The organism is Paenibacillus sp. cl123 (assembly GCF_900101595.1).
GTDB lineage: Bacteria > Bacillota > Bacilli > Paenibacillales > NBRC-103111 > Paenibacillus_G.
The window spans coordinates 57641-74204 of record NZ_FMYY01000030.1 but is presented as its reverse complement, the minus strand read 5'-3'; the positions used below and the strand labels follow the sequence as shown (position 1 = coordinate 74204).

Sequence of the window (16564 nt, the reverse complement as noted above, 5' to 3'; positions counted from 1 at the left end):
TCTTCACCGGATGTGAGGACGCATACCACAATGGTCTCTTGATGGACGTCCATTCCGGCGCACCGCGAATACAATACTTCCATGTCACCATCTCCAACCTAAATTCCATGGTGAGGATGAACTCGAGCTTAACCATTTTTCTGTTCGCAGTTCTCCAAACGGGCATTCGGAGCTAGCAAGGAGTTGTACACAGAGTTCGATCCTTACAGTTTTCGCACAGGGGTAAACCACCATTAACCGTAGCGTAGTGTTCACCATGGTATTAAAAGTATGGGATGGCATAACCTGCGATAAACGCACGCTGCTCATTTTCATGCTGGAGTTGTGCCTTGAAAGACATGTTTGTTTTCGTATAAATGCGTGCCTTTTCTTACGGATAGATAATAACTTGCACGATTTTTCGAACAAAAATCTGCGTAATATCGCCATTGGAACTATCCGGATTCGGGTTTCCGTTAGCCGGCTGCTCTCCTCTCCCGATATTCCGGCCGGTACCACATCGCCACCGCAGCGAAAACGGCCGCGCAGCCAACATACGCGAACACAAGACCGAAAGGCTCGCCGGCGATACCGTAAACAAGCGTCGGCCCGACGGCCGCGCCCAGATCGGTTGCTACCGTATAAGCCGTGATGACCGGTACGACGGCAGTCGCCCGGGCGGCGTCGGCTGCCATCGCATCCATAATCGTGCCTAGCAGGGTGCTGGTCGCCATGACGAAGATGACGATCGCAAGCCATACCCCGAGCGGAAGCTCCCACGGCAGGAACGCATACCCTGCGGCCGACCCGGCCAGCGAGAGCATATACAGGGGCAGCCTGCCTTGGGGGCCGTCGCTTAGCCGGCCGGACCAGCCGGCGAGAAACGGCTCCCAGGCGCACCGAAGAGCCGTTAGCGCCCCGCCCAGCACCGTGCTGCTGATGACCACTTGGAAGAGGAGCTCACGCCCGGCATAGTGAGTGTCGATCATGTAGCTTAACGTGGCGCCGAAGACGGCTTGGAGCACCGCAATCGCCAGGCCGCTCACTACGATCTTACGCACCGGGAGCGTCCACATCGTCCCTTTGAGGCTTGCTGCGCGGGCCGGTTGCTCACGTGCGGAAGCGCTTTTCCCCCGGAGGGCCCAAAGGACGAGCGGAATGCCGAGCAGCGCCCAAGCGCCAAACTGCAGCGCAACCGGCTGAAGGCCGAGCTTGGGCACGAGCAGGCCGCCGAACAAAACGCCGACCAAGGTCCCGAGCCGCCACACGCCGTTGTACCTGCCCATGAGCCTGCCGCGGTTCGAATCATCCGAGCAGGCGATGACCGCCAAGTAACCGCCCATCCGCATGAACGACCAGGCGATTCCCCAGACGGCCCGGAGGATCAGCCAGGCGGCGAAGCCTTTCCAGATCCCGTAGCCGGCAGTCGTCGCCGCCCCCAATGCGGCTGCAATAATCAGTCCCGTTCGCAGCGACATGCGCCGGTACAGCCAACTGACCAGCGGATTCAGCGGCAGCCGCACGAATCGGTTGGCAGCCAGAAGCACGCCGACCTGCCATAAGGCATCCAGTCCCGCCTCTTTCCAATAAACAGGCAGCACGACATACAGCATGGAGTCGCCGAACAAAGCGAGCGCGGTGACGACGCCAACAAGCGTGATCGTCCTTTCTCCCTCCGTCTTTCCGCCGGTACTCACGGCAGTTCCACGATCAACCCGTCGTACGCGACATAAATGCCCGCAGGCGCAAATATCCGCTCCAGCTCATCGTGAAGAAGACCGCAATTATGGGTGAAATGGGTAACGAACAGCTGCGAGCCGGCATGGATAATGCCTTGCTCCCGCCACACGCGCTGCACCTCCAGCACCGTCTCGATGCCCATATGATTCGGATTCTGTTTGTTCCCCGTATAACCGCAGGTACAGTCCAATATCGCGAGATCGATTTGTTTACCCTGCAGCCAGGCCCATGTTTCGTCCGGAAACCAGCCTGTATCGTTGCCGTAGAATAACTTTTTTCCCTCTTTCTCTATGTAAAAAAGCAGACAATTTTCCATACGGTCGTGATCCGCAGGAAGCGGCGTCACGCGCGTGCCGCCTTCCAGGACGATCTCCCGGAACGGACGCAGCACATGAAAGGCATACCCGTCGCCCCCGTCCGGAGCCAAGCCCAGACGGCTCTGATAAATCGCCGAATCGTTGCCGTATATATGCAGCGGATAAGCAAGCCCATGCGCGTAGCCTTCGATCCGGCTGTACAGCTCCAGCGGCACGAAGTGATCGTAATGCGTATGTGTGAAGAGCACATGCCGGATCGCGCCGAGGTCGATCCCATCTCGTATCGCCTGCATGTTAGCGTCGCCGCTGTGATCGACCTTGATCTCGTCGTCGATAATGACGGAGCTTCTCGTCCGGATGTTTTTGCCGCCCAGCTGCCTGGCCTCCAGACAGGCGCGGCAGCGGCAGAACGGGTTCGGAAACCCTTCTGCCGCTGCTGTCCCCAGAAAATGAATCTTCATGCCAATCCCTCGCTTTCTTCATTAGCCCTTGGCGGGCCTGCCATTTGACCGCCCTTCTCTTATCGTCAATTTACCTCAAAGACGGTACCTCTGTATAGAAGCATTTTTAGACCCGGCAGCTTTGTGAAGAAAACCGGCCTCTTAAATTTACAATGGATAAGTAGTCAAACCAATTGACTATATCTTCGTTTTGCTCTACAATAAAAACAAGTCAATTAAATTGACCAATTACAAGGAGGTTATACTATGCAAAATGAACCCAATGTGACCATCGTCCGGGATTTTATCCAAAAGTTCTGGAATGAAGCCGACTCGAGCTGCCTCAATCAGTTTCTGGCGGAAGATTATGTCGATCATGCCTATGTCCCGAACGACATGGCCGGGCTTACCAATATGGCCCGCGTCCTGCACACGGCATTTCCGGATCAAGTTTCCTCGGAGGAAAGCATCGTCTCTCAAGGAGACCGCGTCGTCGTGAGATTAAAGCTGCGCGGGACGCATACCGGCAACTTCCGAGGGACTGAAGCTACGCATCAATCGGTGGATGTCAACCTCTACCGAGAGTACCGGCTGGCCCATGGCAAAATTGCCGAGCACTGGGCTCTGTTCGATACGGCTTCGCTGCTGCGCCAGATCGGGGCTGAGCTTCACGAGCAGCCGGCCTGCCAGATTCCTAGACCATAACGATTACCTTCAGGCTGCCAGAAAAGGCGGCCTTAGTTATTTATAAAAACCATGTTAAACTAATAAGGATAACCGTCAGGAGGAGAGCCAAGGAGGAATAACGGATGGCCAAAGAAGGAGCCGGGTATGAACTAACCATGCTGTTTGCGGCCGTATTCCGGCTGGCAGTCGATGAACTGCATACGGAACTCGCGAAGTTAGGGTTTGACAATGTCAGGCCGTCTCACGGATTTATATTTCAGAAGCTGTCTTGGGGCGGAGCAACCGGCAATGAAATAGCGGAGCATCTGGGCATTACCAAGCAGGCGGCGAGCGTGATCATCGATCAGCTCGAGGCCAACGGGTATGTCGCCAGAGCCCCTCATCCCACTGACCGCAGGGGAAAACTGGTCGTTTTAACCGATCGGGGCTGGCAGTGCATTCGCGCGACAGAAACCATTTTCACATCGATTGAGGCGCGCTGGCATGAGGCTCTTCCCGGTGAAGAGATGGAGAAGCTTCGTTTATCTATGCGCACTTTGGCCGGTACATTCCCGGAATCCAAACTGTCTCCATTCCGGCCGGTGTGGTGATAGGCGGGGATCGGGAGAGCAGCGGGGCTCAAGAGAAACCGGCAATGACGGCTTCTTCTTCTCCACGAGCGCTGACACGCTTGCCGGGCGGGACAAATGTACCATGGTGGATGCAACGACGGCCGGCAGGGCAATGGAAATATCCTTGCATGCTTCAAGCCGCATGCGGCCGGCTTTACGACGAGGAAAAGCCGGTGTCCGCATGGACGCCCCTTTCCCGGTGACGGCAGCTGTATTTTGCTTCATTCAATATTGCGAATCCGCCATCGCCCCCCGTCGCCCATTTGCTCATCTTCATCCTCATTGCTATCATGGTGAAGCGCAGCTCCCTTCCATTTTTCCATTCGTAGGTTGGTGAACCCAACAAAAAAAGACGCAAGAAGCCAGTCAAAATCGTGTACCCCGTACAATTAGCAAGCTGGCCAGCCGTGTATGCTTTTGGGTTTTCTCATCGTCTCCACCTGTCCGCAATATGAAATTGGATGCTACCAGAAACGCTGGTCTCCTATCGATACATAATCCGCGCCGCTCGCGAGCGCCGTCCGTATTTCTTCCCCGGTGCGAATCAGTCCCTCGATAATCAAGGGCCGCGCGACTCTTCCCTTCAATTCCCGACTCACCCGGGGCATCAATTCTGGCATCGTTTCCACCTCATCGGGCTTTACTTGTCCGATAATTTTGACGTCCGTGTCGATCGCCGCCGTATCGAAGGCGAATATGCGCTGAATCGAGCAAGCTCCGGCCTGGCGGGCTGCCGCTGAAACGGCCTTCAGGCTCTGTAACGCTACATTATGTATAGTAATATGTACCTAAATTTTTTCCCAATCGTTCGGGATAACTTTCCCGATCCTCTGGGATTCCCGACTTGATATACTGAATGGTGTCTTGCACGGTAGATGCCCGGAATAAAGTTAGGATGTTGTCAGATACGTAACGTATCGGTGGAAGTTCGAAATAGGAGGTTGGAGGAGATGCTTCAGATGAGGATCGGACGAATGAAACGCTGGTATCGAAAGGCGGCGAGCAGTCTGATTGCCGTCGCTTTGGCGATGGGCAGCCTATCGCCTGCCGTTTATGCGGAAGATAGGACGCCCGCCGTAGATTGGCTTGATATCGGCGGAATTCCAGGCTTGGATATCATGCCGGGCGCAGCGGTAACGCAAGCGGTTTATCCGCGGATGACGGCGGCGCTCCCTGCGCCGGTTATCGCGCCTGTGCCGGAGATTATCAACCAGGAAAAGCTGGAGATAACCGGCACGGCGGAAGCGGGCTCGGAAGTGACTGTTTTTGCTTCCAGGGATGGCCGAACGCCAACCGAAGAAGGGAAAGATTTGGCCGAGGATGGCAGCTTTCGCGTGGAAGTTACACTGTCCGCGGATGGCGTTTACCGCCTAACAGCAGTTGCCGCGCTTAACGGACAAATCAGCGGCGAGTCCGCAGCCGTACAGGTCAGGCTAGACACGACGGCTCCCCCGGAGCCGGTCTTCGGCGAATGGTTAACGATCGGCACAGAGCAGGTCAAACTTAGCTGGACTCCGGGAGACAGCGCAATCGATACGGTGAAATACAAGGTGGAACGGGACGGCAAGCTGCTCGGCGACGTGACGGATACGGAGTTTACCGAAAATCATATCCCTGAACTTAGCGCGTTGGTCTACCGCGTATCCGCACAGGATGCCGCAGGCAATATTTCCAATCCATTAGAAATTATGGCGGGAACGGCGCATCATTCGCTGCTTCATGTAAACAGCAACCCTGAAGGGCTTGCAGGCAACGGGCATTCGACCGAAATTGCCGTCAGCGGAGATGGAACAAAGGCGTTGTTCAGCTCCAAGGCGACGAACCTGATTCCCGGGGCGGGCAACAACCAAGCCGGCGCTCTGTATACCCGGGATTTGAAGACCGGGGAATTGAGCCTGATACCGTTCCCGGCCGGTGTGGAAGAGATGGGTTCCCCGGTTATCAACGAGAACGGAACAGCGGCTGCTTTTTGGGCCATGGTGAACGGCAACTCGGAGATCTTATTCCATAGGGCAGGTGCGTCCGAGGCGCAAAAAATACCGACGGCTGACGGGCAGCCGCCCAATCAGTTCATAGGCATACCGTCGATAAGCGCCGATGGCGAGCGGATTGTATTCGCATCGGAAGCATCGAATTGGACGGAAGGCGAACCGGCGGACAGCACGACCGATATTTACATGTATCAGCGCAGCAGCAACCAAGTCACCCGTATACCGCTGCCGGATGAGGTGTATGAAGGCCCGATCGAGCATCCGGTCGTGTCCGGCGACGGCAGGTTCATCCTGTTTAATTCCGGGTGCGGCGAATGCTCCAACCGGAAGATGTACCTGCACGAAATCGCAAAGCCGGGCACAGTCACCCTGATCGGGGAAGGCGGCTTCGATAAGAGTATCAGCCATGATGGACGTTATATCGTTTATGATAAGGACGACGGTATTTATTTGTATGACAGCGAAGCTGTCGGGGAAACGAAGAGCCGGAGGATAGCGGAGGATACGCCGGGAGTGATGGACTACAGTCAGCCGAAAATCAGCGGCAACGGGCGATACGTTATCGTCTCCTCCTACGAACCCCAGAGTCCGTGGGGATTCCAACGGCAGCATCTGAACATTATCGATATGACGAGTGCTGATTTACAGCCGAAGCTTATCAGCAATCCCGCGGTAGATGCCTGGAGCGCGTCCATCAGCAAAAATGGCGATAAGGTAGGCTACTCAGCGATGTATACGAGCGGTTATGACGAAAATGGGGATGATCTGCTCAGCACCTTTATCGTCTGCCCGAACAAGTGCGACGCTGCGCCTCCGGGGGGTAAGCCGATTCAGAGCGTGACGTGGAATGCCGACATGGCAGGCCGCGCCCAAGTCAAGCTCGGCGGAAGCATCCGGATAACCGTGAATGGAACGGCCCAGCGAAAGGCGGCTGCCGTCCTTGTCTACCGGCAAGGGGATACAGAGAAGTCGTCGACATTGGAGCTCGTCGAAAGCACAGCCGTTCCCGGCCAATATACGGGTGAGTTTGCGGTGTCGGAAGGCATGACCTCCATCCAGTCGATCATCGGTCAAGTGGCCGACGGCGCAGGAACGATGGTTTCGTTACCGGGGAGCGGACTTCCGGCTACCGTGTCGGGCGCCCTGCAGGTCGATATTTCCAACCTGTTGAACCCTGACCAAACTGTCAACGAAGAAGTAAAAGCCGCGATTGCCGGAAGCCGGCTTGTTGCATGGAGCGCATCCAAAAAAACAGGCGCTCAGGCTTCCTACAGGGACAATGCTCCTTTTGCTATGGCACTTACGGATGCCGACGATTATAGGCTTACGCTGCTTACCGCAGACGGCACTATGCTGGCCGAACATTTCCCTGTCGCAATCAGCAAAGGACGGACAGCGTCCGATTCCGTCAGAGCGTTAATTCCATCGACCGTCGTGATCAGCATGACCGCAGCTGAGAACGGGCAGAAGCTTGAGCGTGTACCGGTCACCGTGTATAACGAGGATCGGTCGGCTGTACTTGCGGTCGGAGCCACGGATGGCAAAGGAGAAGTCCGTCTCGCAGCCGGCTTTGTCGGAGATAAAGTAATCATCCAGGCGGATGTGCCGCGCCCATACACGCCGCTGGGGACATCGGCGCTTACCTTAGACAGCAGGGAGATGCAGCTTCCTCTCTCGGCGGATATCCAATACGGCACGGTGCTCGGGCAAGCGAAGAACCTTAATGGCGAGCCGCTGGGCGGCGTGAACGTGTCGATCCGTCAGGATGGCCGGCTGCTCACTGCCGTCACAGATGACGCTGGCACGTATACCATGCAAGTGCCGGCAGGCGATATTCTTATCGAAGCTATTCGCGAAGCCAGCGGCGAGGATAAGATCCGTACGAGAAAACCGGCGGCCGCAAAAGTTGAGGCGGGCAAAGCACTCCGGCACGATCTCACCCTGCACAAAGAAGCGACGGCGACTATTCATTTGAAGCTGTACACCAAGCAAGTCGGCGGCAGCTCCATAGAGCGCACCCTGGATATTCCGACGATGCGTGTCCTTAGGCCCAGCGTCAAGACTAGCACCGGCAGCTCTCAGGCATTCACGGCGTTTGAAAACGGTTTGACCACGAAAGCGCTGGAAGGCGAGAACTACGAAGTCTGTGTGAAAGATTCGCTAGGACAGATGGGCAGTACGTGCAGAACCGTTACGATCGATGCCCAGATGCAAGCAACGGCGACATTAAATCTTGAAGAACAGGTCGCGTTGAAAGGCAGGCTGCATATTGCCGATCCGGGTGTATGGACGATATATGCGGGATTTTCGGACCCTGCTTCGCGAACCTCGGCTTCCTACACGCTTCAAGAAGGCAGCTTTCATATCAGCTTGCCGAAGGATGGCAGCTATCAGGCTACTTTCCTGGCGCAAAACGGCTCCGGTCAGGCTCGCAAAGGGGTCAAAAGCTTTACGGCTCTGAAGGGAGAGCTGATCGAGCTTGGCGACATTGAGTTGAAGCCGGAAGGGGACATCTATTTCCGGGATGCGGCGGCAAACCTGCTTGAGGCCATGGACAGTCCGGTTGCAGAGGGCAGCCGCGTTACAATGCGGGGCAGCTACCGGAACGGCTCGCAGGTAAACCTGCTCTCTCCCGCGCTGCTGATTCGCATTCCGCAAGGAACCACGCTCGTCCAAGGCAGCGTGATGCTGGGCGGAATTCCGGTGCCCGAAGCGCAAATAACCGCGGTATCGGCCGCTCTGGTCAAGGTTTCTCTTATGAAGGATTTGAATGCACAAGAAAGCGGAACGATGACCTATCAGTTGCAGGTGGACCAAGTGGAAGCGGATTTGCTGCCGGCAGAGCTAAGCATGTCGTTCGTGAAACCCGAGTCGGGCGAAGCGACCCAGGAGCAGATTGCGAGCACGCTGATCCCGACAACGCAGGTCAGCATCAACGCGCCTTCCAAGTTCAAAAAATCGACCGAATCGGGCGAATCCGTCATTACGGTTAGCGGCCGCGCGGTCCCGGGCAGCCAGGTACAGATCTTTGACGGTCCGCATCTTGCAGGCGTGACCACCGCTTCGCAGGGCGGCTACTGGAATCAGACGGTGACCTTGCTCCCTGACCGGGCGGAAGGGCGGCTCCACGCCGTATCGGCTGTGGCTGTCAAGGATTCGAAAGAGTGGCGCTCCAAACAGTTGTTCACGGAAGTGGTGGACGATAATGAGCCTGTAGCGATGGACCTGACGATGTTCACCAACGGATACCGGCTGGATTCGAAGCTATCGGAAGGCGTGCTTCGCTTTCCTTTATCCGTAAACCCGCAGAAGCCCATTTCGTTCTCGCTCTTATTCCGTCATCCGGACCGGGTACAGAATGTGACCATCGGACTGGCGGGAGAAAAGATACCCTTGACCTACAACCGTCTTACCGAGCGGTTCGAAGGCATCAAATCAACGCCGCAGCAAAATTTGGGACCTGTTTCCTTGAACTATGAGGTGGTGCCGGAGCCGTTTACAGCGGTGGTAAATGAAGACGAGATCCGGAAGTCCATGCCTCCGGCCATCCGCGATTTGCAGAGTGAAGTGCTGCCTCCGGAGCAGACGGCGCTCGAAGCTGCGGAAGCGGAGCCGGCAGACCGCGTCTATTTGAATAAGGTTGTCTTAACGAGCAAAAACTCGCCGGATGAAAAAATGGAGACGCGCTTTTTTTACCGGACTTTGCCGGATAATTATCAGCCCGGCAAGCCGGTGCAGCAAAGCGGCCAGCCCATCTACGATCCCAAGTTTTCTTACAGCCTGCAAACGAAGACGATACAGACGAGTGTCGTCGTGCCGGCGAGTCAAGCTAAGACATTTATTCAAAGCTTGAACGGCGATGTTGCCGGCCTTGGAATCAACCCTTATATCGAAATCGGCTCAAACATTCGTTATGAGATGAAAACGCCCGGCTCCCCAAGCGCGCTTGGACTCGCTTCGGCTATCTATGCGGGATATGATTATCAGCAAAAAATGAATCAGCTGAACGACTTGATGGATCAAGTGAACGACAGCGGCTGCATGTCGCCAAGCTCGGTGCAGCATTATTACAAAGAGCTGGAAAGCTTGTCCGAACGGCTTTTTGCAAACCTGCTGGCCAAATACGCCATGCAGATTACAGCCATGAACCTCGCGGCAATCGGCGTCGGCATACCTGCAGGGCTTGGCATCGTCGCGGCCTCCCTGGCCATCAATTATGCGCTGAACAGCGCTTGGACCGACGACCTGTCCGCCTTGCAGCAGCAGTTCTCCGCTCAGCAGAACGGGGACGACTGCGAAGACGAGGAGGAAGAAAAGGACCCTCGCAAACCGAAGGATCCCCGGAAGCCGGATGACGACGACAAGGACATCGCTGATCCGTATTGGATCTACGATCCGAGCGGATACGCCTTTGAAGCGGTGGAATCGAACCGATTGGCTGGCGTCACGACAACAGCGATATACCTCGACCCGGCTGATCAGCGATGGAAAACATGGGATGCGACAATCTACGGCCAGCGCAATCCGCTCCTGACGAACGCCGAGGGACGGTATGCCTGGGATGTTCCCGAAGGCAAATGGCAGGTGCTGTTTGAAAAGGAAGGCTACGAGCCGGCACGAAGCGCTGTGCTTGAAGTGCTGCCTCCTCACTTCGATGTCAATGTCGGATTAGTTTCCAAAGCCGCCCCGGCCGTAACAGCCGTCCTGCCTGAACCGGCAGGCGAAGGAGTGCGGGTTTTCTTCAGCAAGTATATGGTGCCGGCTACGGTCACGCCGGACGTGATCCGGCTGACGGACTCGGCCGCGGCAGCCGAAATTCCGCTGACTGTAGAGGCGGTTCAGCCTGAAAACAGCCCGAGCGGCCAGCCGCTGGCTAAACAGTTCCGCATCGTGCCGGCCGTGCCGCTGAAGGATGGGCAAACTTATCAGCTGTACATCGACGCCATGGTTCAAAGCTACGCGGAGGTGCCGATGACCGGCAGCTATGACCAGTCGTTTACAGCTGCTGTCTCCCCCGTTGAAGAAGCGGTCAAGGCTGACAGTGTACATGTGATTGCCGGAACGAATGCTCTTACCGTACGCTGGGAAGAGCTGACCGATAAGCGTTACGACCAATTCAAAGTGATCTGGAAGGCGAGCGGCGGAGCCGAAACGCTGCATGAAGAAACGGTGGCTAAAGGAATCGGCTTCAGCACGGCCACAGGACTTGCGCATGGAACGTCTTACGAAGTGAGCATCCAAACGGTTGACCTGGACGGAAGAGCCTCAGAGGGAGTGCGGAGCGGGGGCAATACCCAGGCGGTAACTCCTCCGGCAGAAAATGCGAATCCCGGGCAGGTCACGGATGTTAGGCTCCAAGCGGAGAACGGCGGGCTGACGCTGACCTGGAAGGACCCCGCTGACGCCGACCTGAGAGGCATCCGAGTCGTGTTGAAGAAGCCGGGTCAGTCCGCAGCTGACGCCCCGGTCGAGATTGCCAAGGGCGTACAGCGGCACCGCTTCGAACATATAAGCTCGCCAGGCAGCTATGAAGCGCAGCTGGAGGCGGTGGATTTGGCCGGCAAGCGCTCAACCGCCGTGAAGACGACCGTGGCAATCGGCGGCCCGGGCGGGGGACCGGGTAACCCGTCTGGCGGTGGCTCCGGAGACGGCGGCTCAGGCGGTGGCAGTGGCGGCGGAACCCCTGAACAGCCGCAGGTGCCAGCCTCCAAGGATGAAGCAGTATTCAAAATCGCCGGGGATACCAAGCGGTTCGCAGCCTTTGACGGCATGCTTTCCTTCCGGCTTCCAGCCGGCGCGCTCGCGGCGGGCAGCGAAGTAAAGGTAACCCGGACGCAGACGCCGCCCGTTACGGTTCCGGTATCGCACCTGGCATACTCCAGCTATGTGACGATATCATCGGAAGCGCAATTGTCCCAGCCGATACAGCTTGTATGGAAGCTGCCGGCGGCGCACGGCCAAGACCCCCGCAAGCTTGCGGTGTATCGACTTGACCGGACGGCCCCGGAAGGCTGGACGTATGTCGGCGGCTTCGCCAACAAGGGGCAGAACCTGCTTCAGGTGAAGCTTAGCGGCTGGGGAACCTACGCCGTGATGGCTTACGACAAGCCGTTCTCCGATGTAACCGGCCATTGGAGCGAGAGCGAGGTCGGTGTCTTGATCAGCCGTCATCTGACCGATGGTGTTGATGAGGAACGCTACTTGCCGGATGCGCCGGTAACCAGGGCGCAGGTCGCCAAGCTGGTGACCGACTTGCTGGAGCAAGAAGGACGTTTGCCGGCGCCGACCGGCGAAGCTATTACGTTCCGGGACGTTCCGGCCTCCGCCTGGTATGCCCAAGCGGTGCAAGAGGCCGCTGCCCGTGGGCTTGTGCAAGGCGCGGACGGGGAATTCCGGCCGGAGGCGCCGATCTCCCGAGAGGAGCTGGCCGTTATCCTGCAGCGTGTACTGAGGGAGAAAGCATCGGCCTCACCTGCTGAGCTGCTGCAAAAGTTCGACGATGCCGCTGCCGTATCCGTCTGGAGCGCCGAAGCGATGAGCCTGATGGTGCGGGAAGGCATTCTGAACGGCGTGACGGACAACATGCTCGCTCCGAAGGACACGACGACCCGGGCGCAGACGGCCGTCATCCTCGTGCGGCTGCTGGAGCGGTGGAATACGGCGGTCGATATCGACGCATCATAGCCATAGCAAAACCCAGTCATACGCGGTCCATACCGTGTTTGACTGGGTTTTATTTTGACATTTGGCGATGTGAAAACATAACGGAAATAGGACACAAACAGCATAAACATGGTAAAATAATACAGGAATTATTATGAAAATATGGGAGGCTGCCCGATGAGCCAGGAAACTAAGTCAATACTCGAAAAAAACATTCAATTCGTATTTGTACCTGTAAAAAATATGGGAAGAGCAGTCAAGTTCTACAGCGATATATTGGGATTAGACTTAAAGCCTGAACCGTATGGAAGCCTCTATAATATGGACATGAATTCTCCCAATATTGTACTCGACAGTAACCTGGAGGAAGGCTTCGAGCCCTGTAAACACCCCTTATTTTCATTTAAGGCTAACAATCTAGATGATGCGCGTGCCTTGGTGATCCATGCAGGAGGCCATGCAAGAGACATAGTCTCCTTTGGGGATATCTCTTTTTTTGTTTTTGATGATTTGGATGGAAACCGAATCATGGTTGTGGACAATTAATAGATTCGTTTATTTGACGAACACGACATTTTGCTCGCGCAGCCCTTCATGCAAAGCTTGCACCGGGACGCCTCTGACGTCGCATGCTTCGTCTATAGCCAGAGCGGCGGCTATGCCGGCCGCTTGGCCGAGCGCATAGCAGGTCGGCTGCACGCGCATCGAGGACATCGCCACATGCGTAGCCGAGATGGAGCGGCCGGCTACGAGCAGATTGTCCAGCTCTCCGGATACCATGCAGCGATACGGAATATCATACCCGCTCACTTTGCGCTCGTCGGTCGTCTTTTTGCCGTCCGGGCTGTGAATGTCGATCTCGTAATTCGTCTGGGCCACGACATCCTCGAACCGCCGGCCTCCGACTACATCCTGCTCCGTCAACGTATAAAGGCCGCGAATCTGATTCGTCTCCCGGACGCCGATCTGGTTCGCAACATGCGACAGCACATACGTCTCGAAGCCGTTGCGCTGTAAATAATTAACGACCGAAAACACTTGCCGCAGCGACTCCGTCTCGGCATAATTAACGTCGTCAATTTTGGCCCCGTTCCCCTTCACCCGCGTCATATTTACCAGCAGCGTCCCCTCCTGATTGCGCTCCCAGAACAAGTGACGGCCTTGCGGCAGATCTTCCTTGCTCTCGTAGTAATAACAGCCCTCCGGCAAAATCGGCGTCACCGGCTTCCCGGTGTTTTGCATCATAAACATAAGCGTCATAGGCTGCGTCAGCCCGTCTTCATCCCGGCCGGATGTATAGGGGACGCCGGCATCGATCGCGACTCGGGCGTCTCCCGTACAATCGATGAATTGCCGGCCTTCGAAAGCGACCAGACCTTGTCTGGTGGACGCAATCACCGCTTTCAGCCGGCTTCCTTCCCGGATGGCGCCGACGAATTCCGCATGATAGATGACCTGGACGCCTTCCTTCTTCATCTTCTCGTTCAAATAATGGCGCAGGATAAACGGAGAATACTGCGGAGCGATCGACTGATCGTGCTGCTCCGGCAAATACTCCCTCAGCACTTCGGCGATCAGCTCCCGATAGATGCCCGTAACGTTGCCGATCGGCATAAATATACTGACATTGCCAAGCGTCCCCATCCCGCCCAGCTGCGCGGATTTCTCCAAAACGATGACTTGCTTCCCCCGTCTCGCGGCGCTGATCGCGGCCGCTGTGCCCGCAGGACCTCCGCCTATTACAATCACGTCCGCCGAGGCAAAAGGCTGGACTTGCTTCCTTAGTTCGTAAGTCGTATGCTCGCTCATCGCTACCCGCTCCTTTATATAAGTTCAAGGTGGATTCCTCTCTTTAATATAGAGGGCGGCGCTAGGAGAAACCATGTCAAAATGCATTCCGTTTGTATCAAAACGTCTTTTCCTTCCGGACTCTTGCCCGGCTGGGCGGGTCGCCGTAACGCTGCTTGAACATCTTGGAGAAATGGTGCACGCTGGAAAAACCGCAGCTGTCCGCAATCTCTTGAAGCGGCATGGCTGTGCCTCGCAGTAAATCCAAAGCGGACTCCAGCCGCAGCCGAAGCAAATACTGGTGCGGCGCCACGCCGAATTGCGTGCGAAACAGCGCAGAAAAATAAGAGCGGGACATGTACGCTTTACGGGCCATTTCCTCTACAGTGATCGATTCAGCCAGCCTGTACTGCATGTAAGCCGGCACCCAGCTCAGATCCGTCAAGCTTTTCGGGTCATCCGTACCGGGCGGAGAGGAATCCGTTATGATTTCCATCAGCAGCTCCGCCGCATGCATGTGGGCCTGAAGCACATCCAATGCGGTTTTGCGGCTCCAAAGCTCGATCAGACGCTGCAGCGTGTCCCGCATCCGCTCCGGCTTCGATGGCATGTACAGGACAGGCACCTCCACGCCGGTAAAGGAGGAAAAGGGAGGCTGCAGCCGGCCCGCATACTTCGAGAGGTCTCCCTCAATCGTGATGAGCAGGGGCGTAAAAGCATCGCCCGGCGTTGGAAAAAGCTCGATATGCAGCGCCATCACACTGACGGAGGACTCCGATTCGATATGATGCGGGATGCCGGGCTGGATGAAGACGAACATATCGGGTTGAAGGCTATAAGTCATCGTGTCGAAGCTCAGCTTGATCTTCCCCTCCCGCACATACAGCAGCAAATAATCGCTGATGATCCGGCGAGGCGTCTTCCACGATTTGTAGTCCAAAATGTCCGCGTAACGAATGAACGGTCTTAGCTCATGCTCGAGGCGGAAGTCGGCAGGCATGGAAAGTTGCTCCTTCGGAAAAAGTGGTCGATATGTCCCCATTATAAACCGAAATCAAACGAAAGCGGTATGCCTCCCGCAGCCTGTCCCTTCGTCTCCTTGCCCAACAAAAGCCTGACCATTCGTCGCTCGCGGACCAACCGCTGTTCAGAGCACGGAGGGAATAAGGTATACTACGAATAGGAGAATACGCAGCTGATCTCCCGAGTCCATATTCATATGATGGAGGCCTCTACACATGCTGAATACTTCGTTCATACAAAAACTGCTGATCCGCTGCCCGATCCTGCAAGCGCCCATGGCCGGAGGCCCTGCCGGTCCCGAGCTCGCGGCCGCTGTCTCGAACGCCGGCGGTCTGGGCAATCTGGGCGCCGGCTATTTATCGCCCCAGCAGCTCAGCCAGGCGATCCGCGATGTCAGGCTGCGGACAGACCGTCCCTTTGGCGTCAACTTGTTTGTGCCCGAGCCGTTCGCCGAATCCGCGGAAGAAATCCGGCAGATGAAGGACCGACTTCAAGCTTATCGGGTCCAATTTGGGATTGCTTCGGCTCCCGCTCCTTCGAGCTATGCGGAATCGTTCGAAGAGCAGGTTCAAGCGGTACTGGACGAGCAGGTCCCGGTATGCAGCTTTACGTTCGGGATTCCGTCACAGGACGTCATTCAAGCCTTGAAGCGGCAAGGTACCGTCGTGATCGGTACGGCGACAACCGTCCAAGAAGCGCTTCAGCTGGAGGCGGCCGAAGTCGATGTGATCGTCGCCCAAGGGAGCGAGGCCGGCGGCCATCGAGGCTCCTTTCTGAACGACGGCGCGGAGCCCTTGATCGGTACGATGGCTCTTGTCCCGCAGATAGCGGACCAGGTGTCCTTGCCTATTATAGCCGCCGGAGGCATCATGGACGGGCGCGGACTTGCGGCAAGTCTGGCGCTCGGGGCATCCGCCGTCCAAATGGGGACCGCCTTCCTGGCCTGCCCGGAAAGCGGCGCCCATCCCGTCTACAAGCAGCGCATATTGTCCGCTCGCGAGGACGACACCGAGATTACAACCGTCTACTCGGGCAAGGCCGCGCGGGGGATCATCACGGATTTTATGAAGGATATGCGCGACTATTCCGGAACGATTCCTCCGTATCCGATACAGAATGCCTTGACCAGAGATATTCGCCAGGCGGCCGCCAAAGCGGGCGACCCCGAATATATGTCGCTGTGGGCGGGACAAGGTCTCCGGCTGGCAACCGGTCGAACAGCGGACGACATCGTCCGGCAGACTATGGAGCAAGCGGCCGCGCTGATGGCCCGCATGCCGTCTATGTAGCTGCGAACCGCGCTGGCTCCCATGACAGTCTGCCGC

10 protein-coding genes are annotated in these 16564 nt (G+C 56.6%); 5 read left to right on the top strand and 5 right to left on the bottom strand.

All coding sequences use genetic code 11. The features are described 5' to 3' along the window. Positions 1–455: 455 nt before the first annotated feature. Together BLR08_RS27965 and BLR08_RS27960 are read right to left on the bottom strand one after the other, a co-directional pair. Positions 456–1676, bottom strand: coding sequence for an MFS transporter (locus tag BLR08_RS27965; protein WP_072337818.1), 1221 nt, complete (start codon positions 1674–1676; stop codon positions 456–458). After that, entirely contained in the window at positions 1673–2497 is an 825-nt protein-coding gene (locus BLR08_RS27960) for an MBL fold metallo-hydrolase (RefSeq protein WP_072337817.1), read from the bottom strand. The genes BLR08_RS27965 and BLR08_RS27960 overlap by 4 nt, the downstream gene beginning before the upstream one ends. Positions 2498–2743: 246 nt before the next feature. Here BLR08_RS27960 and BLR08_RS27955 point away from each other — a divergent pair, with 246 nt between their 5' ends. Further along, positions 2744–3181, top strand: a complete 438-nt coding sequence (locus tag BLR08_RS27955) for an ester cyclase (RefSeq protein WP_072337816.1) — start codon at positions 2744–2746, stop codon at positions 3179–3181. A 104-nt stretch (positions 3182–3285) separates the two neighbouring features. Then, positions 3286–3753, top strand: a complete 468-nt coding sequence (locus BLR08_RS27950) for a MarR family winged helix-turn-helix transcriptional regulator (protein WP_072337815.1) — start codon at positions 3286–3288, stop codon at positions 3751–3753. Between the two features lie 485 nt (positions 3754–4238). Here BLR08_RS27950 and BLR08_RS27945 read toward each other — a convergent pair whose 3' ends face one another. Next, entirely contained in the window at positions 4239–4526 is a 288-nt protein-coding gene (locus BLR08_RS27945; protein ID WP_256257820.1) for a glycerol-3-phosphate responsive antiterminator, read from the bottom strand. A 198-nt stretch (positions 4527–4724) separates the two neighbouring features. Here BLR08_RS27945 and BLR08_RS27940 point away from each other — a divergent pair, with 198 nt between their 5' ends. Next, a complete protein-coding gene (locus BLR08_RS27940) occupies positions 4725–12449 on the top strand; it encodes an S-layer homology domain-containing protein (protein WP_072337814.1) in 7725 nt (2574 codons plus the stop codon). A gap of 156 nt (positions 12450–12605) precedes the next feature. Continuing rightward, positions 12606–12974: a VOC family protein gene (locus BLR08_RS27935; protein ID WP_072337813.1), complete on the top strand. Its 369-nt coding sequence runs from the start codon at positions 12606–12608 to the stop codon at positions 12972–12974. 9 nt (positions 12975–12983) lie between these two features. Here the strand turns inward: BLR08_RS27935 and BLR08_RS27930 are convergent, their stop codons facing one another. Both BLR08_RS27930 and BLR08_RS27925 read right to left on the bottom strand, forming a co-directional pair. After that, positions 12984–14237 (bottom strand): FAD-dependent oxidoreductase, encoded by a 1254-nt coding sequence (locus BLR08_RS27930; RefSeq protein ID WP_072337812.1) that lies wholly within the window; start codon positions 14235–14237, stop codon positions 12984–12986. 97 nt (positions 14238–14334) lie between these two features. Continuing rightward, complete coding sequence (locus BLR08_RS27925; RefSeq protein ID WP_072337811.1) at positions 14335–15216, bottom strand: AraC family transcriptional regulator; 882 nt, start codon at positions 15214–15216, stop codon at positions 14335–14337. 238 nt (positions 15217–15454) lie between these two features. Here BLR08_RS27925 and BLR08_RS27920 point away from each other — a divergent pair, with 238 nt between their 5' ends. Next, entirely contained in the window at positions 15455–16528 is a 1074-nt protein-coding gene (locus BLR08_RS27920) for an NAD(P)H-dependent flavin oxidoreductase (protein WP_072337810.1), read from the top strand. Positions 16529–16564: the final 36 nt, after the last annotated feature.